This is a genomic window from Mycobacterium kyorinense (assembly GCF_002101735.1).
GTDB classification, from domain to species: Bacteria; Actinomycetota; Actinomycetes; order Mycobacteriales; family Mycobacteriaceae; genus Mycobacterium; species Mycobacterium kyorinense.
Window position 1 is genome coordinate 1 of the sequence record NZ_LQPE01000168.1, and the last position, 24,782, is coordinate 24,782.

General features: G+C 63.8%; 28 protein-coding genes and 1 pseudogene. 23 read left to right on the top strand and 6 right to left on the bottom strand.

Going from position 1 to position 24,782, the window contains the following annotated elements; translation table 11 throughout:
* Positions 1–503 precede the first annotated feature (503 nt).
* Positions 504–1,013 carry a helix-turn-helix domain-containing protein gene (locus tag AWC14_RS25375; protein WP_083071655.1) on the bottom strand — a complete coding sequence of 170 codons (510 nt, stop codon included), beginning with the start codon at positions 1,011–1,013 and terminating at the stop codon, positions 504–506.
* Between the two features lie 402 nt (positions 1,014–1,415).
* On the opposite strand from AWC14_RS25375, the gene AWC14_RS25380 reads away from it, so the two are divergent.
* From AWC14_RS25380 to AWC14_RS25395, 4 genes and pseudogenes are all read left to right on the top strand, one after another.
* Positions 1,416–2,027, top strand: a complete 612-nt coding sequence (locus AWC14_RS25380; protein WP_084047157.1) for a hypothetical protein — start codon at positions 1,416–1,418, stop codon at positions 2,025–2,027.
* Positions 2,027–2,212 carry a hypothetical protein gene (locus AWC14_RS25385; protein WP_084264278.1) on the top strand — a complete coding sequence of 62 codons (186 nt, stop codon included), beginning with the start codon at positions 2,027–2,029 and terminating at the stop codon, positions 2,210–2,212. The genes AWC14_RS25380 and AWC14_RS25385 overlap by 1 nt, the downstream gene beginning before the upstream one ends.
* 21 nt (positions 2,213–2,233) lie before the next feature.
* Positions 2,234–3,028, top strand: a pseudogene (locus tag AWC14_RS25390) (nucleotidyl transferase AbiEii/AbiGii toxin family protein); the annotation flags it as partial.
* Between the two features lie 338 nt (positions 3,029–3,366).
* Entirely contained in the window at positions 3,367–3,759 is a 393-nt protein-coding gene (locus AWC14_RS25395; protein ID WP_084253576.1) for a hypothetical protein, read from the top strand.
* A 104-nt stretch (positions 3,760–3,863) separates the two neighbouring features.
* Here the strand turns inward: AWC14_RS25395 and AWC14_RS30015 are convergent, their stop codons facing one another.
* From AWC14_RS30015 to AWC14_RS25410, 3 genes are all read right to left on the bottom strand, one after another.
* Entirely contained in the window at positions 3,864–5,429 is a 1,566-nt protein-coding gene (locus tag AWC14_RS30015; protein ID WP_083071661.1) for a serine/threonine-protein kinase, read from the bottom strand.
* Between the two features lie 110 nt (positions 5,430–5,539).
* Positions 5,540–6,055, bottom strand: a complete 516-nt coding sequence (locus AWC14_RS25405) for a GNAT family N-acetyltransferase (protein WP_084047155.1) — start codon at positions 6,053–6,055, stop codon at positions 5,540–5,542.
* 1 nt (position 6,056) lies between these two features.
* Positions 6,057–6,407, bottom strand: coding sequence for a type II toxin-antitoxin system TacA family antitoxin (locus AWC14_RS25410; protein ID WP_249026344.1), 351 nt, complete (start codon positions 6,405–6,407; stop codon positions 6,057–6,059).
* Positions 6,408–6,440: 33 nt separating this feature from the next.
* Between AWC14_RS25410 and AWC14_RS25415 the strand changes: the two genes are divergently transcribed.
* The 5 genes from AWC14_RS25415 to AWC14_RS25435 all read left to right on the top strand — a co-directional run bounded on the left by AWC14_RS25415 (position 6,441) and on the right by AWC14_RS25435 (position 10,813).
* Positions 6,441–6,767 carry a hypothetical protein gene (locus AWC14_RS25415; RefSeq protein WP_142281840.1) on the top strand — a complete coding sequence of 109 codons (327 nt, stop codon included), beginning with the start codon at positions 6,441–6,443 and terminating at the stop codon, positions 6,765–6,767.
* Between the two features lie 33 nt (positions 6,768–6,800).
* On the top strand, positions 6,801–7,358 hold the full coding sequence (locus AWC14_RS25420) for a nucleotidyl transferase AbiEii/AbiGii toxin family protein (RefSeq protein ID WP_084047151.1): 558 nt from the start codon (positions 6,801–6,803) through the stop codon (positions 7,356–7,358).
* A 113-nt stretch (positions 7,359–7,471) separates the two neighbouring features.
* Positions 7,472–7,846, top strand: a complete 375-nt coding sequence (tnpA, locus tag AWC14_RS25425) for an IS200/IS605 family transposase (protein WP_179151740.1) — start codon at positions 7,472–7,474, stop codon at positions 7,844–7,846.
* Positions 7,843–9,402 (top strand): RNA-guided endonuclease InsQ/TnpB family protein, encoded by a 1,560-nt coding sequence (locus AWC14_RS25430; protein WP_085241495.1) that lies wholly within the window; start codon positions 7,843–7,845, stop codon positions 9,400–9,402. The genes tnpA and AWC14_RS25430 overlap by 4 nt, the downstream gene beginning before the upstream one ends.
* A gap of 391 nt (positions 9,403–9,793) precedes the next feature.
* Complete coding sequence (locus AWC14_RS25435) at positions 9,794–10,813, top strand: FHA domain-containing protein (protein WP_084024746.1); 1,020 nt, start codon at positions 9,794–9,796, stop codon at positions 10,811–10,813.
* 234 nt (positions 10,814–11,047) lie between these two features.
* On the opposite strand, the gene AWC14_RS25440 is transcribed toward AWC14_RS25435, so the two are convergent.
* Both AWC14_RS25440 and AWC14_RS30020 read right to left on the bottom strand, forming a co-directional pair.
* Positions 11,048–11,599, bottom strand: coding sequence for a hypothetical protein (locus AWC14_RS25440; protein WP_139807215.1), 552 nt, complete (start codon positions 11,597–11,599; stop codon positions 11,048–11,050).
* Between the two features lie 38 nt (positions 11,600–11,637).
* Positions 11,638–12,876, bottom strand: a complete 1,239-nt coding sequence (locus tag AWC14_RS30020; RefSeq protein WP_084264218.1) for a sensor domain-containing protein — start codon at positions 12,874–12,876, stop codon at positions 11,638–11,640.
* A gap of 676 nt (positions 12,877–13,552) precedes the next feature.
* Between AWC14_RS30020 and AWC14_RS25455 the strand changes: the two genes are divergently transcribed.
* From AWC14_RS25455 to AWC14_RS25515, 14 genes are all read left to right on the top strand, one after another.
* Entirely contained in the window at positions 13,553–13,738 is a 186-nt protein-coding gene (locus tag AWC14_RS25455) for a hypothetical protein (protein WP_084264219.1), read from the top strand.
* Positions 13,739–13,973: 235 nt separating this feature from the next.
* On the top strand, positions 13,974–15,917 hold the full coding sequence (locus tag AWC14_RS25460; RefSeq protein ID WP_084264220.1) for a hypothetical protein: 1,944 nt from the start codon (positions 13,974–13,976) through the stop codon (positions 15,915–15,917).
* 17 nt (positions 15,918–15,934) lie between these two features.
* Positions 15,935–16,636 (top strand): hypothetical protein, encoded by a 702-nt coding sequence (locus tag AWC14_RS25465; protein ID WP_139807217.1) that lies wholly within the window; start codon positions 15,935–15,937, stop codon positions 16,634–16,636.
* Between the two features lie 71 nt (positions 16,637–16,707).
* The gene (locus AWC14_RS25470; protein ID WP_084264222.1) at positions 16,708–17,517 is read left to right on the top strand and encodes an SseB family protein; all 810 of its coding nucleotides are present in this window, start codon (positions 16,708–16,710) and stop codon (positions 17,515–17,517) included.
* Between the two features lie 27 nt (positions 17,518–17,544).
* The gene (locus AWC14_RS25475; RefSeq protein WP_084264223.1) at positions 17,545–18,039 is read left to right on the top strand and encodes a hypothetical protein; all 495 of its coding nucleotides are present in this window, start codon (positions 17,545–17,547) and stop codon (positions 18,037–18,039) included.
* Between the two features lie 236 nt (positions 18,040–18,275).
* The gene (locus tag AWC14_RS30025) at positions 18,276–18,401 is read left to right on the top strand and encodes a hypothetical protein (protein WP_256356940.1); all 126 of its coding nucleotides are present in this window, start codon (positions 18,276–18,278) and stop codon (positions 18,399–18,401) included.
* Between the two features lie 572 nt (positions 18,402–18,973).
* Positions 18,974–19,360: a hypothetical protein gene (locus AWC14_RS28435; RefSeq protein WP_084262569.1), complete on the top strand. Its 387-nt coding sequence runs from the start codon at positions 18,974–18,976 to the stop codon at positions 19,358–19,360.
* 1 nt (position 19,361) lies between these two features.
* Positions 19,362–19,739, top strand: a complete 378-nt coding sequence (locus AWC14_RS25485; RefSeq protein ID WP_084262567.1) for a hypothetical protein — start codon at positions 19,362–19,364, stop codon at positions 19,737–19,739.
* 542 nt (positions 19,740–20,281) lie between these two features.
* The gene (locus AWC14_RS25490) at positions 20,282–21,067 is read left to right on the top strand and encodes a hypothetical protein (protein WP_211282313.1); all 786 of its coding nucleotides are present in this window, start codon (positions 20,282–20,284) and stop codon (positions 21,065–21,067) included.
* Entirely contained in the window at positions 21,064–21,996 is a 933-nt protein-coding gene (locus AWC14_RS25495; protein ID WP_084024757.1) for a DUF5131 family protein, read from the top strand. Before AWC14_RS25490 ends, AWC14_RS25495 begins: the two co-directional genes overlap by 4 nt.
* 1 nt (position 21,997) lies before the next feature.
* Positions 21,998–22,366: a DUF4314 domain-containing protein gene (locus AWC14_RS29280; RefSeq protein WP_084024758.1), complete on the top strand. Its 369-nt coding sequence runs from the start codon at positions 21,998–22,000 to the stop codon at positions 22,364–22,366.
* A gap of 101 nt (positions 22,367–22,467) precedes the next feature.
* A complete protein-coding gene (locus AWC14_RS25505) occupies positions 22,468–22,890 on the top strand; it encodes a DUF6166 domain-containing protein (RefSeq protein WP_085241503.1) in 423 nt (140 codons plus the stop codon).
* Between the two features lie 226 nt (positions 22,891–23,116).
* The gene (locus AWC14_RS28445) at positions 23,117–23,218 is read left to right on the top strand and encodes a transposase (protein WP_211282314.1); all 102 of its coding nucleotides are present in this window, start codon (positions 23,117–23,119) and stop codon (positions 23,216–23,218) included.
* Positions 23,215–24,774 (top strand): RNA-guided endonuclease InsQ/TnpB family protein, encoded by a 1,560-nt coding sequence (locus AWC14_RS25515; protein ID WP_085241505.1) that lies wholly within the window; start codon positions 23,215–23,217, stop codon positions 24,772–24,774. The genes AWC14_RS28445 and AWC14_RS25515 overlap by 4 nt, the downstream gene beginning before the upstream one ends.
* The last annotated feature ends 8 nt before the right edge of the window (positions 24,775–24,782 follow it).

Sequence of the window (24,782 nt, forward strand, 5' to 3'; positions counted from 1 at the left end):
CGTCACCCCGGCTCCCGTCCCATCCCTACCACAGACGCACTCTTCGCGCCTGCAAGAGAAGAGGTACAGGAGTGACCAATGAGCATCTAGGTGTCGATCTTGCGGACGCGTTTCTCGGACGAATGGTCGATCGCGAATTCACCAGTGACAGATAAACACGAGGCCGCCTGCCCAGACTGGAAGTGCCCCATATCGAAAAGAACGAACACCAAGATGGCGCAACAAAGTTCGCCGACATCGCGGGTCGCGCGGGGTCACGGTCCCGCTTTTGCCCAACGTGCGTTTCGGCTGCTAACGTAGGCGCAACAGTCCCCGCCAGGGCTAGAGCTTTCGGCTTCCCCAACCAGGCGGGGCTTTTTCTCTCTCAAGGCTTAGTGCTGAGTGATTCGCCGCCAGACTGGTGCTGCAGGTAGGCCTCCAGCCATCGAGTGACACGTGTTGTGTTACGTGGCAATGGTCCAGCGCGTAATAGGCCCGCAGAATATGGGCAAGCCGCTGGCGTCTCACGCCGCTCGCTTACGTTCTTCGCGCCACGCCTTCTTAATCGCACGAACCTCGTCCTGGGGCAGAACCCCGGCAAACGGCGTGCAGGAACGAAGCGTCGTCGCATGATCGGATGGATCGAGCAGAACTGCGATGATGCGTCCCACGCCAGCATCCAAGATTGCTTCCCATTCACGCGCATATGGCGCGCTGTGAATGTCGATAGCTCCCGAGGCCCGACCTTGCGCCAGATTTGCACGGGCTTTGCCGATCACCACGTCCGGGTCTTGGAGCAGGCGCGGAATCAACGCGGCATGCAGCCACATGGACAGCTGCGCACCGTTGTGTCGGGAAGCCCCCTGGGTCGTAGCTGTGAGTTTGTTGGTCACGGCGCGCTCGGGGATTCGGCGGTGGGTGCCCACCATGACGCAGGGCAGCTGCCCTTGATTACAGAGGTCGACGATGTGTTGCCGAGACACACCAAGTCGCCTGGCGGCCTCACCAGTACGCAGAAGGGTCTCGTCACGCATACCACCAAGCTAGGCAGTATCCACCAAAAACACAAGTGACCTGCTTCGCTGTTGGGGCGTTGGGGCCCCAACCGATCACTTGTTGGCGATGAAAGTCGGCCCTGGCCGGCCGGTCAACGCGCGACGAGGCCGATCACTGAAGAACCGCGCCACCTTTGCGTCACCACGACGGGGAGGTGTGGGCGATCGTCGACCGATTCTTTCCCCAGTGCCAAAGCCACCTCGGTCCCGAGGCCTGGGCCAACACTTACTCGCCGCAGAGTGATGGCCGATGGGCAAACGGGGCCACCGCACGGGCCGTTAGGTCGGACATCGCCTCGTTGTCGTGTCTACGGTAGCGTTTCGCCTGGTCAGAGTGTCTCTCCTTTCCCGTATGACAGAATCTCGGTACACTTTGATGTCATGAATGCGGTTAAGACTCCAGGCGCGGCGCTTGCTGAGGTGCCCGCTGGCAGCTTTGTGCGGGTCGATGACCTGCCCGGTAGCCGGGCCGCTGCCAGCTGCGCGGTGTCACGCGCACACAAGGCGGGCGACCTGGTACCGGTCCTCAAGGGCCTCTATTTCAAAGGTGCCAAGAGTCGTTACGGGATGTCCCGCCCGACGGCTGAACAGATCGCCGTGCAGGTGCTCGGCCCCGTCGGCGCCGGACCAGCGGGTGTGTCCGCTGCACGGACATTCGGGCTGACCACTCAAGTCCCGGCAGAGCCGACCTTCAGTGTCGCCGGCCCGGTGCCCACTGTGCATGGCGTGAAGGTGTCCAAGCGCAACAACATGCGCCGCCGCGACCTCAAGTGGACAGAGGTTGCGCTGCTGGAATTGCTGCGTGGCGACTGGGAATACACCGTCGATGACGGCTGGGACGCCCTCGTCGACGCCGCGGATCAGGCTGTCCGGGATGGCCGGGTACGCCTGCAAAGTGTCGGTGACGCCGTTGACGGCGAACGGTCCCCAGCGGCCAGGAAGCACTTCAGCCACCTCATCGAGGATCTGCGCGGCCGCGGCGTGCGAGCCTGATGGCGCTGCTGCGCGACCGCCCGCAGGACCTGCAGGGACTTATCGGCGCCGCTGCTGCGGCCCGCGCGCTCGACCCGATCTTCCTCGAGAAGGACTTCTGGGGTACCGAAGTGCTGCGGGCTGCCACGGCTCCGCGCACGCTAACCGCCAGAGACGGCAGCGAGCATCCGGTCGGCGGTCTTTAAAGGGCGGCTCTAAGCCTAAGCAGTGTCTACAAACTGATCGAGCGGTTCTCGGAGGACGTCGATCTCCTCGTGCGATTCCCCAACGTGGACGCCAGCATCGGCGCGAAAGACAAGGTACTCAAGGCCATTCGCGATGCCGTGGCCGACCATCTGCGCTTAGATGCCGCGCACGTAATACACGAGGCAGCCACCACCGGCATCAAACGCAACGTGCGCTACCACTATCCCGGATCAGCCGTCCCCGACTACGGCCCGCTGAGTTCCGGCGTGCTACTGGAAATGGGTTGTCGCGGTGGCACATATCCCACCCAACAACACCAGTTGCGGTCGATGATCGCCGAGTACGCAATCGACCAACTGGGCGAATCACCTGAGGCGTGGGACGAATTCGCCCCTGTCGCGGTAGAAGTCCTCGCTCCAACTCGGACGCTGCTCGAAAAGCTCGCCCTCCTTCACGACGCCGCGTCACGTTCGGAGCAGGAGGGCGAGCAGCGGCTGCTGAAGTCAGGACGGCACGTCTACGACACCCACCAACTGCTCGCCTGTCCCGACGTCACAGCAGAACTCGAGGCGATCGGCCGCGAGGGCGTCGTGCAATTGTGCGCTGACATCGACGAACACAGCCGCGCCGCAGCCTTCAGCTTCACCCCACGACCTGACGGCGGATACGTTCACAGTCCACTACTGGACCCGTCGCACCCCAGCCGCGAAGCCCTCAAGCGGGGCTACAACGCGGCGATGGCCCTGGTGTACGGCGTCCGCCCCAGCTTCGAAGACTGCATAGCCGCCATCGCAACCCACGCTGCACTGCTATGACCAACTCGGCCCATAGTGACGTGTCTGGGGTCCAGGTCCGCCGCGGGCGTCGAGAACAACCGCAGCTCAATCATCACGCGACTCTGGAACCTCAAGATCCACAATCAATTACCGAGTCATCTCTTTAGTGTTCACCGATCGCTTTCCGCTGCGGCGGTGGCCACGGTGATCACTAGTCGATTCCGCTGGCGTCCGCCCCGGCGGGGCCTTCAATCAGCCAGGTATTCAGCCGCGATTGCCCGCTTTCGATCCCACGAAAATGGGCGATCACTGCCCGCCATGCGCGGCCGACGGCGCCGAGTCCTCCTTGGCGCTCGAGCCCCGCTACCCTGGGTCTGGTGACGCCGAGTACTGGCAAATGGGCCGAATTCTTCATGGACCCCCCTAAGGCGATTGAAGGCGTCGTCGGCGTCATGGCCGATCAAATGAAGATCCTGGCGGCCAGTCAAAGGCTGTTGGAGAGACTCGACCAGGCGCCGGCGATTCCCGGTGCGCAGCCGGCCGAGGACATCAGAGCGCAACGGGATGAATTGCTGCGACAATTCGTCGAGGAGGCGCTTGTCCACCACGTCGCGGCGTTGAGGGTAGCGATAGAACTTCGAAACACCGACGACGCGCGCAAGCCGAACGGCACAGATGCGTTCGAAGCCGAGGTCTGGAACAACAAGTATCACGCCTACGTCGATGAGATGAGCCTTGGGCCGCGAAGCCCGGGCGCCAGCGCCACCTGACGGCTCGGCCTTCGAGCTCGGCCACCCCGTTGACATCCGTCTTGCCACGCTTGGATCGATCGATCACGGGTTGGCGCTGAATGAAATCCGCTACGCCCGCTGCATCAGGAACGAAGACTTGGTTTGATCAAGCAGTCGTCATGTATAGGGCCCTCGTGAAATTCGGTGATACCTGCTCTGGCTAAGCATGACCGATCTAGCCCGATCATTTGCAGGTCGCCATGCTTGTTGTATTCGGTCATTATCCGGGCGGGGTCCCAGACAGCGAAGATGACTGCTTTCCACCACGACAGAGCGTGACCTTTGTTGTTGAGATTGTCGATCCAGGTTTGAGGGAAGCACCCAATTTTCAACTGCGCTAGACCGTTATCGCCGGGCTGTACCACCCAATAGGTATGTGGGGAGTCGCAGTCACCAGGTGACTCCCAGTAGTCACGTAGCCAGATCCCGTCCCAATAAGGTTGGGGCCCGGGGGGTATAGGGGGTGGTTGGCTGGACTCGACAGTAGGCAACGACGGCTGTGTTGTCGTCGTGCTCGGTGTCCATGGCTGCACGGTAGAGGAGAGATAGGGCTGTTGCTCCGATACACTGCTGGCGCTGTGGTAATGCTTGGTGACCAGCACGAGTCCGATCAAAATGGTTGCGACAATCGCCACCACACCCAGTGCGCCCGCGACTATCGCCACGTCTTTGCCGTTTGAATGACTGCGCCCCGTGCTGCCATGAACAGGCGGGGGCAGCGTTGCGGCCATCACGTTCGCTGGCCCCGGCGACGCCCGCTCCGTCTCCAGGCCCGGACCCCACATCACCGTCCCCGCGGTATCGCGTTGCGGTTCCCACGAGCTGCGCAGCGCCGCGGCGAAATCCTGACAACGCTCGTAGCGGTCGCCGGGCTGCTTCGACATCGCCCGAGAAATCGCCGCGTCAAGTGAACCCAGGTCGGGCCGCGCATCGCGGAGCCTGGGCGGAGGCGAATTGAGGTGACAACCGATGACCGCGGCAGGGTTCGAGTGCGCAAATGGAGGCGCTCCACAGAGCAGCCGATACGCTGTGGCTGCCAGCGAGTACTGATCCGCGCGCGCGTCGAGCGGCCTGCCTGTTAACTGCTCGGGGGCAGCATAAGTGATAGTTCCGACCGTCATATTGGTGGCTGTCAGACCGCTGACGTCGTCGACGCGTCGGGCTATTCCGAAATCAGCCAACATGATTCGCCCAGTACCAGTTGATGGTTGCGTGAGCAGGATATTGGCGGGCTTGACGTCGCGATGCAGTAGGTCGTGCTCGTGGGCATAGTCGAGCGCTTCAGCGATCGCCACGACGATAGCGAGCGCATTGTCGGGCGGCATTCCCGCCGGAAATTTCTTGCCAAGTAAACGGCCGGCGTCGGTTCCATCCACGTAGTCCATGGAGATCCATAACTGCCCGTCGCATTCCCCACGGTCGTGCACCCCGACGATGTGCGGATGCCACAACGCGGCCGCCAGATCAGCCTCTCGCGTGAAGCGCGCCCGGAACTCGGCGTCAGCCGACACCTCAGCAGGCAATATCTTCAACGCTTCGCGCCGCGGCAGCCGTGGGTGTTCGACAAGGTAGACCTCACCCATGCCACCGGCCCCCAGCAGGTCCACAATCGTGAAGCCTGCAAATTCAGAACCGCTGGCCAACGGCATGTTTCGGAGCCTAACCCAAGCTGGTTCGCCTCCGGCGTCCGTCGCGCGCGCGCCGCGGCCGGCGACTACAACCTCGGTCTCTTCGTGGCGCCGCTTGGGCTCGCAGGTTCTTACAGGTTAGCGAGAGTGGCCGCAATGTCTTTGGTTAATAGATAGAGGTCTAGGTTGGCCATGTCGTCGGGATCGAACGGTTCGAATCCGAAGCGCTGCCACCAGCGGAACGCGTCGGCGTTGAGCGCGGTGACGACGACAGCCCGACAAGCTGCCTTGATATTCAGTTCGGCGGCCGTTGCCAGGATGTGCTTGACCATCTCAGTACCAAGACCAAGTCCAGCCACGCGCGTGTCCGTTGCTAGTCGACCGATCAGCAGCGCAGGAACCTGCTGCGGCGCACCCTTGCCCAGAGGTTTGGGGCTGGCCGAGCGATCGACAGCGGTCATCGACAAGGTGGCATAACAGACGACGTTGTGGTCGGCGGTAGTAATCACCCACACCGCCGCTGTGTTGCCGCGGCGGTTCTGGCCCGCATATTGACGCAGCCACAGGTCCAATGGTGCTTCACCAGAGGCGAATTCGTCGCGGTGGTGCTTGTGTGGGTCGAGCAGGGCGGGTCGGTGGAACTGCACCTCAGGCAAGCCAGGTGAACTTTGCCGGCCGCTGCAATGCTTTCGCTAGCCGCTCATTGACCTGCGCGGGGCGGTTCAGTGCTTCGGAGAAAGCGGCCACAGCATCGGGGGTGAGGTGGATGACTGGCCGTTCGGCGAGCAGGTCGTCAGCCGCGCGGTTGGCGGCCTGCAGCACGAACGCCGTGACAGTAAGATGCGCCTCACTTGCAGCCTGCTCCAGTCGCCGCTTAGCGGCGGCATCGACGCGCAGCTGCAACCGATCGTCCTTCATGGAAGTCATGTGCTCACAATGGCAGTACATGATCAGTCTGTCAAGGCCGGGACGTCTGCCAACGTCGGTTTCGGCATCCACGGGCATGCGATCCTGGCACGGAAGGAGGAGATCATGCGCACCGTGACACAGCGCGACATGCTGCCAGAACGGCTCTATCGCCCGTTCGCAGTGCCGGATCGCCTCGACGAGCTACAAGGACCCGCAACCGGCGTGATCGAATTGCCAAACCGTATCGCATGGCGAGGACGACATCTGTTCGATCTCGCCGACAGGGACGAAGCCGTAGCCGCGTACAGCGCGGTCCTCGCAAGCGGCCGCGAAGCCGACGTGCAAAAGTGGATCAACGCCGACCTACTCCGAAAGCTGTGGCCCCACTTGCGCATCCCGCGGCTGGTGCGCAGGGAATGGGAACATCTCCTCGACACGATTCCCGCCTGACCGCGGCCTGCGCCAGTCAACCGTCTGCGCGGCATGGAACAGCTACCAGGGTTTCTCGGCGAAGTGGCCGCTGTCGTTCTTCCCGCACTCGAAACCCTCGACATCGCGCTGGCCGGCGGCAACGGACTGCGCGCACACGGAGTCACTACGCGTCCCTCCAACGACCTGGACACATATTCCGCGTCCTTTGAGACCGCCATATACGAGCAGGCCGGCCAGCTCGTCCTCGACGCGGCACGAGCTGCCGGCTGGAATGCCGAGCTCGAAATAGCCAGCGACTGGTTCCGCGGCATCACTATCTGGCGTCCTGGAACAAACCCCGAACGTGACAGCGTGGGGATCGACATCGGGCAGGAGTACCGGACACGGTCAGCGCAGAGGATGGCGCGAGGTGGTCTGGTGATGGACCTCGATGACATTTCCGCTGGAAAATGTCGTGCGCTCTGCGACCGCCGAGAAGCGCACGATTTCGCGGATGTCGCATGTCTGCTGACGCATCCAGGATGGAATCTGGATCGGCTCTATGCCAACGCAAAGACGGCGGTCCCGAATCTCACACCGATGCGCTCCGAGGGGGGCCGGTCGCTTTAGCGGCCGGGGGAATCGGGGCGTGGGTGAACAGTGTGGTCAGGCCAGTTTTGTCGGTGTCGTCTCGTAGGGTTCTGGGTGTGTCAGGTCAGCGGTTTCGTCGCACGCCGGGAGGCGTGTGCTCGCTGGGTTTGCATTTGGTGTGGTGCCCGAAGTATCGGCGACGGGTGTTGGGTGGGCGGGTCGCGCGCCGCCTCGATGAGTTGATTGAGCAGATCGCCGACGAGCACGGCTGGCATGTCGTGGCGCATGAAGTGATGCCCGATCATGTGCACCTGTTCGTGCGGGTCGGCCCGGCCGACGCCCCGGCCGCGGTGGTGCGCGCATTCAAGGGCCGCACCGCGCGGGTGCTGCGCCAGGAGTTCCCGCACCTACGCAATTTCGCGAAGGTGCTGTGGTCGCCGGCGTATTTCGCCGCCTCGGTCGGCTACGTCTCGGAGACGACGGTGCGCCGCTACATCGAACACCAGTGGGATGCGGTGCTGGCGTGAGTCAACAGGTCAAGATCACCCGCGCCCGCCTGCATGGATCCCCGGTGTACCTGGGCGAGATGACCGGCCCGGACGGCACGCCCGGCCCGGTGTGGTCAACGGATCCCGATGCGGTGCTGGGCTGGTTGTGTGATGGGTTCCGGTTCCGGTTCAACCAGCGCCGCTCGGTCCGCTGCCGGTATTTGACCTGCCAGGACCGTAACGGTGATCGTGTGCTGGTGACCGACCCGGCTGGTGTGCCGGTGTTGGTGCCGATCGGGCGCACGGTCACCGACATCACCGACGCCCAGGCCCGCCGTCAGCACAGTTTCCTGGCGGCGATACCCGGCTACGTGTTGGAAGCGACGCTGAAAACAGAGCACACAGAATGGTTCTCGGCGGCTAAACGCCGCAAGACCAACGCGGCTGCGGGCCGCCGGCCCGGGGCGATGCCCGGTTTCCGCCGTAAAGGTTCCGATCAGCGGTTCGTGTGCTGGTTCAACGGTGGCCGCAACGCGGTGTTCACTAAGACGGGCCGGCGTTCTGGTGTGGTGATGATCAGCGGCGCCAACCCGAGAACCCACCGCGCACCAGGGCTGGGACCGGATGGTAAACCGCACAAGCTGGGCTGGCGGATCACGCTGCATGTGCGGTTGTCGCAGCCGATCCGCCCCTACACGTCGGTGCGGGTGAACTGGACACGCCGGCGGCTGGTGTTCGTCAATGAACCGCTGCCGGTGACCGGCAAGGTCTCTACCGGTGAGGTGATCGGGATCGACCGGGGCGTGGCGCACACCGTCGCCGATGACCGCGGCCGATTCTATGATGCCCCCGACACTTCTGCCCTGGACAAACAGCGCAGGTTTCATCAACGCCGGATGGCCAAATCCAGACTGGTCGCCGCGCGCCAAGGGCGGCGTTTCTGGGAGTCGAAACGCTACCAGGCGCACAAGAGCGCGGCCGCGGGCCTGGCCGCTAAACAGGCGCGCATCCGCGACGATTTCGCGCACCAGCTCAGCACCCGACTCGTGCGGGGGCACGATTTCATCGGGATCGAGAAACTGCCGGTGGAACCGATGACCCGGCGGCCCAAACCTGTCCGGGACCCCAACAAGTCGACCCGGTTTCTGCCTAATGGGGCAGCACGCAAACGTGGACTTAACCGGTCGATGCGCAATGCCGCGCTCGCCAGACTCGCCACGTGCATCGAATACAAAGCCGCCCTGGCGGGGGTGGCCTTCGTTGAGGTGCCCGCGGCCTACACCAGTCAGCGTTGCCATCAGTGCGGGCACACAGCACGGGAGAACCGCGAAAGCCAAGCGGTATTCCGGTGCCAATCACACAGTTGTGGCTGGACCGGCAACGCCGACACCAACGCCGCCATCAACATACGTGAGGAAGCCCTCACACGCTGGGCGGCGCAGCAATCCGAACAACTGGCTAGGACATCCGGTGAAAAACCGGGCGGCGTAGCCGTCAGCCAGGCGGGGAGCAAGAGTAAGACCGACCCCCACACGGGTCCGGCCCCTGGGCCGGCGGCATCTGCGATGAACCGCGAACCACCCAACGCCGCCTAACGGCCAAGGGAATCCACCGCTTTCCAAGCAGTGGAGGATGTCAAGTACGCCAACGCAGGGTTCGTCGACTCACCCGCTTAGGTGCGCAATGCAATAGAGTTGATGCCCGATCGCTACAGCTACCGGGCAAGCGCATGCGAATCGAATATGGCTCTGACGTGCACCGGGTGAGCGCCTACGCCCGGAAACCGCAGCATTTCTTCTACCCGGTACATGTGTACTCGTGCTATAACCTGTAGCATCTAGCGGCAGGACAACGCGTGAATCTGTAGCAGTGAAGGGGTGTTAGCAGCGATGGAAGGAGTTCGCAGTGACCGTTGACCAAGCTGCGCCGCCAGCACCGGCAACGCTTACTGTTCATATCGGAATGGCGTCGCACACCCTCAACCCCATGGACGGGGCCGTCGTCATCGGCCGAGACCCGTCGGCCGCGATCCGGATCAATGACGAGCGCATCTCGCGTTCCCACCTGCGGCTAGAGCCGCGCCATGATGGCTGGCACGCCATCGACACCAGCAGAAACGGCGTCTTCGTCGACGGAGTGCGGCGCAGCTCAGTGCTGATCGCCCGCCATATGACACTGCATCTTGGAGATGCCAATGGCATCGCGGTGACCGTGGCACCCGGCGACCCAGCCGACATGACCCAGACCCAAGCCGCACCCCAGACCGTCGAAGACGATGATGAAACCAGCATCGACACAGGTGAGATCGACCCCAATATCCTGCGGGCCGGTCGCGCAGTGGCCGCCCGCCGCCGCGAACTCGATATCACTCAACGCGGCCTTGCCAGGGACAAGATCATCAACGCCGGCGCACTCATCGCATTCGAGAAGGGCCGCAGCTGGCCCAGGCGCGGAACGCTGGCCAAGCTCGAAGAAGTTCTGCAGAAACCACCGGGTTGGATCACGAGCATCCGACTCGGAGAACAGCCCGAGCCGGACAATGAGACCACCGAGATCACGACCAACACGGTGCGAGCACCACTTATGGCTGAGGCCGTCGAACTGGCCATGCACACAATCACGGCGACTATCGAAGAGCTGCCCAAACCATCGGATCCGGAGTTCACGCCGAAAGCTACCGCTATCCTCGCCGACCTGCGCAAGCTGGAGTCGGTAGCGGCCAATGCTGCTCGCACCGCCAAGGGCGCCCCGTCTGTGATCCGGTCGCTGAGCACGGTGCGCCGCAGCTATAAAGACATGATGCTAAAGGCCGCACGCTCACCAGCTGCAACTATCGGTCAACGACTGTATGCGGCACGGCATCGCGCGGACCTGAGCGCCGAGGAAGCCGCCTACGCTGCAGGGGTCGCGGTCGACGTCGTCACGGCAGTCGAGGAAGAGCGTCCGATTCCGCCAGGCGCCAGCAGCGCCATTGAGACCCTGATCGCACAACTATCACTCAGCTGAGTGCACCAACCGTCACTTCGCCAGCTTGCGGCGGCGGACGTCCTCAACCGCTTACCGGAATTCCGCCAACTCTCGGTCAGCCGCATTATTCAGAGGCCGCGGCGGCACTGCCGCAGCATTTGCGAGTCAAACCGGGCAAAGCCGTCTTCGGTGCGGGCTCGGATGCGGCGCCTACGTTGGTTGACGCGCCCGGTCGCTATCCGTACACCATCTGCGCGCTGGCTGCCCGGGGGATTAGAAGGTCCAGCTTCCGGCGGGCGACAGAACGAGCCCGTGTTGTTGGCCGAATTCTTGGTCTGTCGTCTCACATGCCGTCATTGCGGAATCGACGGCGCACGTCTGCAACGGTCCATCTGTATATGTCACCTTGCTGTGCGGGGTCAAAGGCTTGTAGTCCTGCGGGTTGATAGTCCCGCCGGCCACGCCGGGGCCCGGCGGGACGGTTTCGATTTGCGAGAGGTCGACGTCGGAAAACGCGGCGCCGGCCGTGGTCGCCCCGCCGAGATAGTCCAGTCCTACGTGGTTGAAGGAGGTTCCGGGCAGGGAGCCCCAGCACTGCATATGCGCCCCATTTTGCTTGTGTGTGAAGCTCATCCGGCATCGGTAACCGCCCGGTGTTGCAAATTGCACACCGGCCGTCATGTAAGAGTGGTAGGTCGTGTAATCGTCCGCGTTGACGGCCCTGTAGCTGCCCAAGTCGGGAAACTGTCGGGGGCCGGCCGCCGCCGGCGGCATCGAGGTCGGTGCGACCACAACCAAGGCCCCAGCAGCAAGCGTCATGCTCACACCCGCAGCGCCTTTGAACGGGCCTCTGGGGGGCGTCATCAGGCAGGCTGACCCATGCGCTCGGCGATCATCGAAGCCAAGGCCACGCCGGAGTCCGCCGGATTACCGCTACACGCAGTCACATCGATGACCACGTTGCGTTTCACGGTCATCGCACGCTGGCAGGTTGCCGGCGCGCCACGTAGAGACGTGTTCGCGGTAAGCATGTTGTCGCGCTGCGCGACGTTGCGGATCGTCCAAGTCAATGGCTTGTCCTTGTCGGGATCCAACACGATCGGGCCCGCTTGGCAGCCCTGCCAGGTGCTGGGCTGCTGGTTGACGAAGTCCGCGGCCGCCGACTCCGTCATGAAGGTAGTCACTGCGTTGAACACGGTGATTGGCGTGCCCGGGTCCTGGTCGTGTAGCGCCTGCACGTAGGTGGACCGCGCCCCTGAGCCAGAGTATGTGGTTGCGGCTGCCGGAAGGATCGCGCCGGCGCACTCGGCTGGGCTGGCTTTGTCAGCGAACATGCCGGGCCCGTTCAACTTGTCGATCGGCTCCATCGCGGCCGAGCCCATCACCCGGCTCACCTGGGCGACGCGAGGTACCAGGGTAGGCGGTGCCGAGTCGTCAACCAGCGATCCAGCCGACGGCGCCGAGTTCGGCGTCGGCGGAGCAGATTTCACCGGCGGGGCAGGAACGTGAACACCGCCGGATGCCGTGGTGTGAGAGTCACCGTGGCCAGCAGTGAAACCGACGACCGCGACAGCGGCGGCCGCGACCACCGCGGCTGCTCCACTTGCGGCAATCAACCACCGCTGCGTCCTGCGGCCGTTGCCGGCAAACAGGGGCTGCGGCCACCAGGGGTCAGGTGCGCCCCAGCCGTTGGGAGCGCTCCACGGGCCCACGGCAGTCGGTGTCGCTGCGCCCATATAGCCGCCGCTCGGGTTCGGCGGCGTTGGTGGCCGCCAGGAGTGGGCGGGAATGCCAGCGTGGCGGGCGCAGGGGCGGTGGCCATACGCGACCGTGGGCTGTTCGGACCATTGGTTGTTGGACGGGCCATGTCCGGCGTGGCCACGCTGCTGGGTCTGTGGGACGAGGGGGTGGGCCATCTTGCGGCACTCCTTGTCAGGTCTGGGGCCACCTCCGCATGGCCCCGATGCAACAGCATTCAACCACAATAACCGTAGCAGGCGCAATAGTTCTAGATTGCGACGCAATAGGCCTCGTTCTACAGCATCACCCCAGCTAAAAGAATATTTCTGCCCACGGGGATAGCAATCGACCTGTAGCGACATACCATGTGAGCAATCGTCTGATTCTGGCTAATTCTGTAGCAGCAGATCGATCTGCGCCACAAGGCTGGCGTGTGAGTTGCAAGCGCCAGCGTCGCATTCATTCGCCCAGTCCGGCCAACACCAGCGGGCCCCGGCGCGGCCGGCGGAGCGGTCGGCTCGGGCAGGATCGTCTGACTCATCGCCGCGCTGCTGGTGCGGAAACGCGAAGTACACCCACAGTGGCGGACACCGTGCGACGGGGCCCCTGCACAAATCAGTAAGCCACCGACACCAAGACACAAGCCCCTCATTACCAATATGTAATGAGTATGAGGGGTAACATCATAGGGGTGAGGGACAGTCCTAAACAGGCTGCACGACGGCAGAATCCCAGCTCAGGTGAACGCCGACGCCGCAAGAGCAACGCCGAACGACGCAGCTACACCCGTCGCCGCGCCGAGCGGACCGCAAACGCGGCCCACCACAGACATCGATGGACCATCGACGACGCAAAAACCGCACTCGACCTCACAATGACGGTCCCGGACGCGGCCCTGCAGCTCGGCCGTACCGCGGCCGCAATCGAGGGACTGCGGGTGAAGTGGCGGCAGGGGAAATTGCCCACCGGCCTGGCTGACCAACTTCCGCCACCGCCAAGACCAACACGCTGAGAACAACACATGGGGGGCACAGCATCATGAACAACAAAACCGATCCCGAAGTCGACCAGCTGGCGGCATACCTGACCGCTGCGCAGGACCTGTACCACGGCGACGCAAAGCCCACCGGGGTCACGCCCGATCAGCCACCGGCGTTCAACAATCCACACCCGCCTTTTGGGGTGTTCCCGCGCACCAACCCGACGACAACCAAGGAGTGCTGATGGCTACATATCGACCAGGGGACCGCGTCTACCTTGCCAGCGATCCCAACACGATTGGAACCGTTGTGGCGCGCACTGACGCGGTCGGCGGACTCATAACCAGCCAGGACCTGCGTGGTCCCAATCCCAACCGCGACCTCGTCGCTGTCCGTTGGCCGGGCTACGAATGGAACGAGAACCCCGAGTTTCTTCGCGGTGCACCGCCACCTCGAACCGCGCTTTCAAGGAGCCAGTGATGACCCCACCCCCAGGCCCAGGTGTGTATCTGGTCACCCCGGAAGGAACCTGGCGCGTGCACGACAGCGACGAGGCCGCCGACGTCGTGTGTGTGCTCACTGAGCAACACGCCGACAAGGTCGACGAGCCCATGCAGGCTCTGTCACGCCAACAGGTCGCCACCCAATTAGGGCGCGGAATCCCCGCCGATTTCCCCTCAGAAGACATCGTTACCGGCGCCCCCCACCAGGGCGGCACACGAGGATGGTGGGAGAGCACGGTGCAGCGCTACCTACTCACGCAAGAGCAGCGCCGCGATCAAGGCGCCGTGACTACCGCCTCCCCGGCAGGCCGTCCGCAAGGCGAAACACCGGCTCCAACGGATGCCCATCCCGAGGCGCCGCCCGGAGATGCCTGGCCGTTGAAGTCGCGGCAATGGAGCGATGTGGACCTTAGCGGTGTCGATCAGCGTGTTCTGCTTGTCACAACAAAGGGCCTTGTCACCCCCTCGGGAGTCGTCAAATCGGGGCCACTGACCTCGCCGGCGCGGCTCGGGGAGGTCGTCTGCAGACGGCGGTGGTCAACCCCTCCCGGCGGCGCTGACCCGCAATTGTGGATTTTCCCAGAGGCATTGGAGGCCATCGGTTTTCAGATCGACGGCCAGGTCGACAGCGAGTTACCCGGCGTGGTCGCGGCGTTCTTCGACTGCACCGTCAAGTACCACAAATCCGGGTGGTTCACATGCGAGTTCGACGCCCAAATCCATGGCGGGGAGACCCGCAGCGCCGACATCGTGCTGATTCCATATCTACCCCTAGACCCGTCGCCATCGCGGCCGATGGACCGCGGCGTGGCCGGCATCCAGGGAACAGAAACCGAACTTCCCGACGACGAGGAACCGGCGGCACACCTGCTCGGCGACAGGATCGCGTGGCTCTACGGCATCGAAGGAGCCCTGCCGGCCCCGCGCTGGTCCCAGGTCGGCGCGCACATCGAGGAAGCCAAACGGCGCACCGCGAAACCGAAGCCGAAGAACACCAAAGGCGCAGCACCGCAACTGGTCCCGTGCCCACTACCGATCGAGATCACCTCGACAGGAAAAATGCCCTACCAGTGGTGGGGGCCGGAGGGAGTCGATACCGGCGCCGAAACCGAAGACGGCGGGGTTGCACGGCGCCGGGGCGTCCGGGTCAAAAAGACCCCACACCGTCCACGGGGTAACACCGTCGATGTCGAGGTCGACCAGCAGGCCGCATATTTACCGTCGGCGGAGGGCCTGTACCTCGGCTACGGAAAGCCTGACTGGCACACGCCCGACCCGTCGGTGTTCAACGATCCCCACCCACCCTTCGGGGTATTTCAGGTGACGACGCCCGCGGCGACCGAACTTTGCGGGCTGCACCGAAAGTTGCCGCTGCCGCATCCGGCGATGCGGTGGGACGAACCGACCACCTGGTGGGCGACCACCGCAGACGTCCGTCAGTTGACGGCCGCTCCCGAGATCGGTGGGGCAGGGATTTCGTGGGCCGAACTGCAAATCGACTCCGCCTGGGTGTGGCCCGAGCAGCATCAATGGCTCAAAGGGTTCGCTAAAGAGCTGCGCAGCAAGCGCATCGAAGCCGTCACCGCTGGCCGCGAAGACTACACCGAGATGATCAAAGCGATCTACACCAGCTTCTTCGGCCGGCTGGAAGCCGTCGGTGAAGGAAGCTGGAAGTATCCACTCCTTCATCTCCAACAGCCGGCCTGGTACGCCGCGATCGAAGCGGTAACCCGTGCCCGCGCCATGAAATACGCCGTCCGCATCGCCAACGACCACGGGGTATACCCCGTCGGGTGGTGGGCAGACGCGTGGTTCTACCGAGTTCCCGCCAAATTCGACCTGAGCCTCCTCGAGGATCCCCTCCGCGACGGTGTGCGCACAAACGGCAGTTACCGACTCAAAAACGTTGTGCGGCACTAGCCATGAGATGGGCTCAGATGGCCGAGGAACCCACAGGGCCGCGGTTCCAGGACTGCTTCAACGATCTCGTGGAGCGCCGCCTAAACGAGCTAGGCCGCGCCTGGGCCGACGTCAATGCCCGCAGCCGCCGAGCCGAAGCAGCGCGCCGTGCACGAGAGGAGATGGTGCGCCGCATCGAGACTCGGACCGGGCGGCGTTACGCAACCTCGACCATCGCCCGTTGGGTCGCCCGCAATACATGGCCGCCGCGCATCGACACGTTCTGGTTTGAACGCTGGGCCGCCATCGACCGGGCAGGCGGCATCGACGCCATGGCCGCCGCCACCGGATCAAGTCGCCACCGGGTCGTCGCTTGGCGCGATTCGCCGGATCCTGCGGCGCCTCCACCCGGCCGCATTCCGCCGCGCAAGCGCAAACCCACAGCCGAGCCCCAGGAGATCGGCGTCGAAACGCGTGGAATTCTGCGGATCGGCGAAACCGAGCAACACAACAAACGCATCCCCACCGATCCGGCCCGCGACTACGAAGTCTTGGAGGCAGCGCCGGACTCAGGCATCCTCGAAGCGTGGTTCGACAATGACATCGACACCCTCATGGATTTGCTCAGCGATGCCATCACCGAGCAAGTCACCGCCTTCTGGGATGTTGCCCAGTATTACGACGCCCGCTACACGGTGACCGAAATCGTCCAGTTCTTGCCCAGCATCGAAGGCCAGTGACCCAGCCCGAAAATAGCCTCCGACGAATAGCGGGGAGGACGTCTTTTCGGGAAGGAAGGAACCATGCAGCAATGACAAGCCGAAACGACGAGGCCAACGCCGTAAGCCTGGTCGATCATTCGGTGCTGCGACGAGCCGTCGCCGAGTTCGCCGCGCAGCCCGGCCAACAACGCTGCTACGACGTGTTGCGGTCGTGCATGTACGGTGAGCTGCTTCTCGACACCACCGGCTCTAGCGCGCTCACCGGTACCCCGTTCGCCCACGGATCCGAGCTGAGAATTCACGGGGGAAGCGGCCCCAACGGCGGAAAAGCGTTGTTCGCGTTCACCCGCAACGAGGAGATCGCCCGCAGGCACCCGCCTGGCACCGCCACCCAGTCGTTGGTCCAATCCGCTGTAGCGACACTAGAGTTCGCCCGCAGCCAGGGCTACGCCTGGCTCTACATCGATCCCGCCGGGCCGACGTGTGCGCTTTCGGCGACTGAGATTGACTTCGCATTGCGCAACCCGAACAACGAGACCATCAAGAAAGCCCTGGCCGACTTCAGCGACGGGTTAATCGACCGCCAGGCGGTGCTGCAGGTGCTGCGGCAAGACGGCCCGCTGCTGCTGGGCGCCGACGACTCAGTGGCCGGCAAGGTCGGTATCCGCGTACTAGAGCACGACGAGGGCTCGAGCCTGCTCGCTTTCACCAGCGCGCCCGAGGTCGTCGCCTACAACCCCGCCGACGCGGTCATGGCGCTGACCACCCACCAGGTTCTCGGCCGCCTCCGCGAACAAGGCCACCGCGGAATCGTCATCAACCCCGCCCGACCCCACATTGCATTCTCGATCACCGAACTGTTCGGCGGCGACCCCGACCACGCCGCCGGTGCGCACTAAACCACGTTCACATCAGGGGATGAGGGCGTGGCAGATTTGACCGGGCGCGATTTTGCGAAAGCGCGCGAAATCTTCTTCAACTACGACGGCTCGCGCTTCTACATGTCACGTGACGGCGTCGAGGCAGAGTACGAAAGCTTCTCGGTGCCCAAAGAGGTTGAAAACAAGTGGCTTGAGGAGCTCACTACACACAAGTTGAGCATGCTCGGCGAATCCGGCAACTGGTGGGTGGTCTACTTCCTGTGCAACAAGCGCGACTGCCGTCATCTGTCGCATTTGCTCAGCGCCGAGCCTTTGGGCGCGTTCTGGCAACGCTGCGCCTACCTTGAAGTCCTGCTCGACTATGTTGGTGTCTGCTCGCAGGGCTACTGCGCCAGCGATATTCAGGCAGCAGCGCAATACGTGCTCGACCATGCACAAGGCCTCTCCCCAGAGGAGGCTCCCAGTGAGCAGTTGCGCCAACGCGTTCGCCGCGTCATCGAGTCTGCTGCAGCCCTGCGTTCGACCACCGCGGACGAGTAGTCGCGGTCGCGACTTACTGCGGGCGGTGTAATGGGCGCTCGTCGACGTGTCGCCGCCAAAACCGCGGGTGGGTACAAGGCACGATAGGAACCAGGGGCGGCACCCGCCCGCGACCAGTTCGGACGGGGCCGGTTTTTGGGGGGAATACCGCGGTGAGGACTGCCTGTAGAGCAACGGCGGCGGGGGTACAGCCGGGCTGGCGAATAGATGCACCCGACCGGTGGGCGCAGCTGCGCGTGACCACCGTCAGCGAGCTGCCCGGCGGGCATATCCGCATCGCCGGCACCTTCATCGAAGGGCACGGAAAGTCAGTGAGCTACGAGCTCGACGCGGGCTACCCAGTCGTGGTGCAACAGGAGTGAATGGTCCCGGTCGGTCTTCTCGCGGCGCAGCGGGAACGGTTGGGGCACAGCGCAGTTCACCGCACATTGTCAGGGGGTTACGAAACACGATGATGGCTATCGACGGCAAGCACTGTCTGTGGTGTGGAAGGACGTTAAACCGCTCAGACTTGCCTGGGCAGCTGTACTGCAGCGCAGGGCATCGCACCAAACAACGCGAGCATCGCACGAAGCTGCTGGACCGTGCGATCGTGGCCTGCCCCACGCCGCAGAAAATGGCTTACCCCTACCGGGGGACGGCTTTTCGCGCAGCGGCCACCTACCGCCAGTACGCCTACCTGTGCGGCTGCGGTGTATACCACCTCACGAGCAACCCTGGCCGCCGCGGTCGACGCACACTGGGGCGGCACACGGTGAACCAACTGGCCCGCGAGTTGCGCGCCAGCTCCGTCGCCCGGTCCAGGCCGGGCCCGACTCGACCCACACCGCCCCGACACGGGCGCCATGAATCCACCGGCGGATGTTCCGAATGCGGTGCCGGTGGCTGCAGAGCCGCCTAAGACCACCAAACACTATGAACGAGAGAAATTTCCATGGCTTATACGACAATTCCTGTCTGCTACCGCGACTACGCAGATTACCGATGGCACGGAGATATCCGGCTCGAGGGCGCAATCACCCCACAACAGGTTGCGGCGCTGCGCGCAGCACTTGTCGATGGCGCACTCTATGCGCCCCTGCAGGTCGGGCTGACCCACTGCGGCGCGGAGGAGTCTCCTATGTTTCCTGGCGTCAACGACCACGGCTGGCATGAAATGGATCTCGATGGCATCACCATCGATGAGTGGCGGCCGAGCCGGCTTGGGTGCGTCAGCGGGCCCGACGAGGCGGGCACCGTCGCGGAGTTCGTGGCCAGGATGCAACGCGCTGCCGCCGTTGGCTGGCAACCACTGCTGCCGGGCCTGTTGTCGGGAACCTGACATGGGGGAGTTCAGCCTCGATGAACGCGACCGGCAGATCGTAGCTGCGGCGGCACGCTCCCGCGAGTCGTTGACCGGATTCCTTGTCGGGGACTGGGTCATCTTCGCTGACGGTGCGCGGCGGCGCATCGCTCACGTGTGGCCTGACGGTGTTCAAACCTGCGCCGGGGGCCGCTTCCATCTAAGTGACGGTGGGGCCATGCAGTTCAGCGGCCAGCCATCTCCCACGACGCCGCAGTCGGTGCTGGAGATGGCCGGCTGGCGTGAACCGGCGTCCGCGTGGATCTTTCATCACGGTGTTCTCGGGGCGGGCAGGGGTGTGGAGGTCGTGGTCGACGTGTCCGTGTGGCGCGCAACGATTCCCGCACCGCAACTGTGACCGATGGCGACAGACATACTCGCAGTGGCGTCGGAGCGTGAGAGGGCAACGGCGTTGAGCAGGGCGTCGCGGCCTGTGAAAGACCCTCGGCAGGAACGAGCAGCTACAGACTTCGTTGCTCATGTGGATCACCTCCAGTTACAGGTTCCGGCGGTCGCGGGGAAGTTCGACAGCACCTTCAGGGAAAGGGTGGGCATGATTACATCGACCAACACAGCGGACGGTGATCTGGCGGTGTCGTCATGACTCGGACCGTTTCACGCCCTACCCAAATGATCCGTGACGCACTGATCGTGGCTCTGCGCGCCCAAGGCCAGCCGATGAGTTCGGGCGAGTTAGTGAAGCACATGCCGTGGATCCGCAGAGACCAGCCATCGCCACATCCAAACCACTGGCGGTGCGACGGTTTACCAGAGGATGAACCGCGGCCCGGCTTGTGTGTGCGGGTGCTGCGTTGCACCGGTGCGATCCATACGGTTGATCGGCGGCCGCAAAGCTTTGAGCTCCACGCTCATTTGAAAGCGTTGGCGCGCAACGGGCTGGTGCGGTCGGCCGCTGGGACTGTTCCTGGCCGGCACAACCTATGGGAACTGACCGATGCCGGGTTGGCCAATGGTGAGATCGAGCAGCTGCGCAGCATTATCGACCTCGACCACATGAGCGTGGATTGGCGCTCAGAGCTGGTTGTCGATGTCGTCGACGCAGCGCCGGCGCGGGCTCAGGTCTCTGCCGCCGAAAGCTCGGTGATTGACTGGCAGCGTGTTGTTGACGGACTAGGACGGTTCGACGACACCGAATTCGCCGCGGACCGATCGCATCTGCTCACCGCCGACACCTACCGGTATGTGATAGCGACTGCGCCCGGCGGTACCGCGACCGCGGCCCGCCAGTTGGAGCTGACCGGAGGTGTCGACAGCGGCTACGCCGCGATGACGCTGCACGGTGGGCGCCGCGTCGCGATAGCCGTGGCAGATCTTCGGTCCGAAACGTCACGGATGGCCGCGGCCGCCAAGATCATGGAGGCCCTCTACCGGACGTCGCGATTCGACGCCGAGGAACGTGTGCTGATCCTGATTGCAGGACTCGCGGCACGCAGTCAAATCGAAACCCATCTGGGTGTGTTCTCGGCTGCCTGCCGTATGCCGTTCGTCTTGCAGTTCGACCGGGCAGCGTTGGCGGGACTGGCCTTTGACGGATTTCCCCACTTCGGCCCGGACCTGACGCTGACCAGACTGGCCCGCCGCGACAGTGTCGCGCACCACCACCACATCCTCGCGCTCAGTGTTGGTCTTCGTGAGGACTTTACCGCTCCAGGAGGTGCACCGTGACCGCGTCGCGGATCGAATGGACCGAGGTTACGTGGAATCCGACGACTGGGTGTGACCGTGTCTCGCCCGGATGCGATAACTGCTATGCGTTGGCCTTAGCCAAGCGGCTCAAGGCGATGGGCTCACCGAAGTATCAGGCCGACGGTGATCCCCGAACGAGTGGACCAGGTTTCGGTGTCACGGTGCACCCAAGCGTGATCGACGAGCCACTCAGCTGGCGCGTACCGCGAAAAGTGTTCGTAAACAGCATGTCTGACATTGGCCACGCCCGTATTGGCCGTTCCGCCTTGGCCAGGATTTGGGCGGTGATGGCCCTGACGACACGGCACCAGTACCAAATACTCACGAAGCGGCCGCGTCGACTCGCGCAGATTCTGTCGCATACGGAATTCGTCGGCGCGGTGGCCCGGGAGGCATCAGACATCATCGGCAGCACACCGGCACACCTTGGGCGCTGGCGACTCGACGTGGGCGGACATCGAATCGCCGGCGATCGGCGGATCGGCGGAGGCTGGACCAGGACTGGGACCGGTGAACACGCGGTGTGGTCTCCTCCGTGGCCATTGCCGAACGTATGGCTCGGGACATCGATCGAATCGGACGAATATTGCTGGCGCGCTGATGTTTTGCGGGCGGCTCCCGCTGCTGTCCGCTTCCTTTCGCTGGAGCCGCTGCTGGGGCGGTTACCGAGCCTCGACCTCGCCCAGATCGATTGGGTGATCGTCGGCGGCGAGAGCGGGCCCCGCCACCGGCCGCTGCAGTTGAGCTGGGTCCGCGACATCCGTGACCGCTGCGTTGAGCAGCGGATCCCCTTCTTCTTCAAACAGGTCGGTGGCGTAACAGCCAAGGCCGGCGGCCGGATGTTGGACGGCCGCACCTGGGATAACTACCCGGAAACCGGCCACCTCGCCGAGGCGGTGCTGTCGTGACGTGAACGCCAGTTGCCAGCCGTGTCAGAAGACGCTCAACGTCCGCGTGCGCCGCGGCGACAAGATCACTAACTACCGCCGCCCCGCCTGCAGCGCCACATTGCAAGGGATCGAAGGGTTTCGCGGCGCCGCGGAGGAATCCCACCGCATCACAAGGAGAAAGCAAGCAGTGAAACCCAACATCGGTGACCGCCTGGAAATCACCGGCCAAATGGACGACCCGGACCCGCTACCTGTCGGCACAACTGGCACCGTCGATTGGCTTGGTCAATGGACCGACGAACTCACCAAACAGATCGGTGTCAGATGGGACAACGGCAGCCGCCTTATCCTTCTGCCCCACGATCCGTTCCGAGTGCTGCCCCAATGACGCGGCGAGCGATCACCGGAACCACGGAAATCGAATACAAATCCATCGTCTCCTCGGCGGAGATTCGACCCTATCCAGCTGTAACCGTGAAAGGCCAGTAGATGAGCATCATTTATCGCGGCTATGCGCCGGAGAACCATGCCGGAGGCCGGATGGTCACCGTCTGGGACGATAACCGGTTCATCTCCGTGCTGCCGCACATAGTCAAGCATTCACCGCCCGGATTCTCCTGGGGCTATGCCGGGTCGGGACCCGCTGAACTCGCCCGCTGCGTGCTCATCCACGCACTTGAACTAGCCCCCGACTGCGACGAATGCGGCGGTCACGGCTGTTGGTGGTGCGACGGCGGATATACCGAGCCGAGCCCGGCTATGTATCAGCAGTTCAAGTTCGACAGGATCGCCGGATTACCTCGGGACGAGGGCTGGGAAATAACCGAGTCGGAAGTTAAGGCGTGGGCGGCCGCATGGCGTTCCAGTCATCCGCAGGAGGCGCAGCGACGAACAACGTTGGGCGGAAACTAGTTACACGCCGCCACTGAAGTGAAATCGTGCCGACCCCACACCCAACGTGACGGACGATAGGCCAGGGCGGTCGAAACTGCGGGCTCCCATCCTCGGCCAGTTCGTCTGTGCCGCAATGCCATCTCGGCTACAAGCGCACCAGTGCGGTGATGTGGAAAATGAGAATCCCGGCCGTGAAGGGGAGCACCATCCACAGCGACCGCGGACCCTACGCAATTTCGCGAAGGTGCTGTGGTCGCCGGCGTATTTCGCCGCCTCGGTCGGCTACGTCTCGGAGACGACGGTGCGCCGCTACATCGAACACCAGTGGGATGCGGTGCTGGCGTGAGTCAACAGGTCAAGATCACCCGCGCCCGCCTGCATGGATCCCCGGTGTACCTGGGCGAGATGACCGGCCCGGACGGCACGCCCGGCCCGGTGTGGTCAACGGATCCCGATGCGGTGCTGGGCTGGTTGTGTGATGGGTTCCGGTTCCGGTTCAACCAGCGCCGCTCGGTCCGCTGCCGGTATTTGACCTGCCAGGACCGTAACGGTGATCGTGTGCTGGTGACCGACCCGGCTGGTGTGCCGGTGTTGGTGCCGATCGGGCGCACGGTCACCGACATCACCGACGCCCAGGCCCGCCGTCAGCACAGTTTCCTGGCGGCGATACCCGGCTACGTGTTGGAAGCGACGCTGAAAACAGAGCACACAGAATGGTTCTCGGCGGCTAAACGCCGCAAGACCAACGCGGCTGCGGGCCGCCGGCCCGGGGCGATGCCCGGTTTCCGCCGTAAAGGTTCCGATCAGCGGTTCGTGTGCTGGTTCAACGGTGGCCGCAACGCGGTGTTCACTAAGACGGGCCGGCGTTCTGGTGTGGTGATGATCAGCGGCGCCAACCCGAGAACCCACCGCGCACCAGGGCTGGGACCGGATGGTAAACCGCACAAGCTGGGCTGGCGGATCACGCTGCATGTGCGGTTGTCGCAGCCGATCCGCCCCTACACGTCGGTGCGGGTGAACTGGACACGCCGGCGGCTGGTGTTCGTCAATGAACCGCTGCCGGTGACCGGCAAGGTCTCTACCGGTGAGGTGATCGGGATCGACCGGGGCGTGGCGCACACCGTCGCCGATGACCGCGGCCGATTCTATGATGCCCCCGACACTTCTGCCCTGGACAAACAGCGCAGGTTTCATCAACGCCGGATGGCCAAATCCAGACTGGTCGCCGCGCGCCAGGGGCGGCGTTTCTGGGAGTCGAAACGCTACCAGGCGCACAAGAGCGCGGCCGCGGGCCTGGCCGCTAAACAGGCGCGCATCCGCGACGATTTCGCGCACCAGCTCAGCACCCGACTCGTGCGGGGGCACGATTTCATCGGGATCGAGAAACTGCCGGTGGAACCGATGACCCGGCGGCCCAAACCTGTCCGGGACCCCAACAAGTCGACCCGGTTTCTGCCTAATGGGGCAGCACGCAAACGTGGACTTAACCGGTCGATGCGAGCTGCCGCGCTCGCCAGACTCGCCACGTGCATCGAATACAAAGCCGCCCTGGCGGGGGTGGCCTTCGTTGAGGTGCCCGCGGCCTACACCAGTCAGCGTTGCCATCAGTGCGGGCACACAGCACGGGAGAACCGCGAAAGCCAAGCGGTATTCCGGTGCCAATCACACAGTTGTGGCTGGACCGGCAACGCCGACACCAACGCCGCCATCAACATACGTGAGGAAGCCCTCACACGCTGGGCGGCGCAGCAATCCGAACAACTGGCTAGGACATCCGGTGAAAAACCGGGCGGCGTAGCCGTCAGCCAGGCGGGGAGCAAGAGTAAGACCGACCCCCACACGGGTCCGGCCCCTGGGCCGGCGGCGTCTGCGATGAACCGCGAACCACCCAACGCCGCCTAACGGCCAAG

What these genes read in the sequence shown, in the direction of transcription:
- AWC14_RS28435 (WP_084262569.1), top strand. Translation starts at nt 18,974, where the DNA reads ATGGCTTATACGACAATTCCTGTCTGCTACCGCGACTACGCAGATTAC.
- AWC14_RS30015 (WP_083071661.1), bottom strand. Translation starts at nt 5,429, where the DNA reads ATGCCGTTGGCCAGCGGTTCTGAATTTGCAGGCTTCACGATTGTGGAC.
- AWC14_RS30020 (WP_084264218.1), bottom strand. Translation starts at nt 12,876, where the DNA reads ATGTCGCTACAGGTCGATTGCTATCCCCGTGGGCAGAAATATTCTTTT.
- AWC14_RS25420 (WP_084047151.1), top strand. Translation starts at nt 6,801, where the DNA reads ATGGAACAGCTACCAGGGTTTCTCGGCGAAGTGGCCGCTGTCGTTCTT.
- AWC14_RS25380 (WP_084047157.1), top strand. Translation starts at nt 1,416, where the DNA reads ATGAATGCGGTTAAGACTCCAGGCGCGGCGCTTGCTGAGGTGCCCGCT.
- AWC14_RS25505 (WP_085241503.1), top strand. Translation starts at nt 22,468, where the DNA reads ATGAGCATCATTTATCGCGGCTATGCGCCGGAGAACCATGCCGGAGGC.
- AWC14_RS25485 (WP_084262567.1), top strand. Translation starts at nt 19,362, where the DNA reads ATGGGGGAGTTCAGCCTCGATGAACGCGACCGGCAGATCGTAGCTGCG.
- AWC14_RS25470 (WP_084264222.1), top strand. Translation starts at nt 16,708, where the DNA reads ATGACAAGCCGAAACGACGAGGCCAACGCCGTAAGCCTGGTCGATCAT.
- AWC14_RS25415 (WP_142281840.1), top strand. Translation starts at nt 6,441, where the DNA reads ATGCGCACCGTGACACAGCGCGACATGCTGCCAGAACGGCTCTATCGC.
- AWC14_RS25435 (WP_084024746.1), top strand. Translation starts at nt 9,794, where the DNA reads ATGGACGGGGCCGTCGTCATCGGCCGAGACCCGTCGGCCGCGATCCGG.
- AWC14_RS25385 (WP_084264278.1), top strand. Translation starts at nt 2,027, where the DNA reads ATGGCGCTGCTGCGCGACCGCCCGCAGGACCTGCAGGGACTTATCGGC.
- AWC14_RS25460 (WP_084264220.1), top strand. Translation starts at nt 13,974, where the DNA reads ATGACCCCACCCCCAGGCCCAGGTGTGTATCTGGTCACCCCGGAAGGA.
- AWC14_RS25465 (WP_139807217.1), top strand. Translation starts at nt 15,935, where the DNA reads ATGGCCGAGGAACCCACAGGGCCGCGGTTCCAGGACTGCTTCAACGAT.
- AWC14_RS25455 (WP_084264219.1), top strand. Translation starts at nt 13,553, where the DNA reads ATGAACAACAAAACCGATCCCGAAGTCGACCAGCTGGCGGCATACCTG.
- AWC14_RS25375 (WP_083071655.1), bottom strand. Translation starts at nt 1,013, where the DNA reads ATGCGTGACGAGACCCTTCTGCGTACTGGTGAGGCCGCCAGGCGACTT.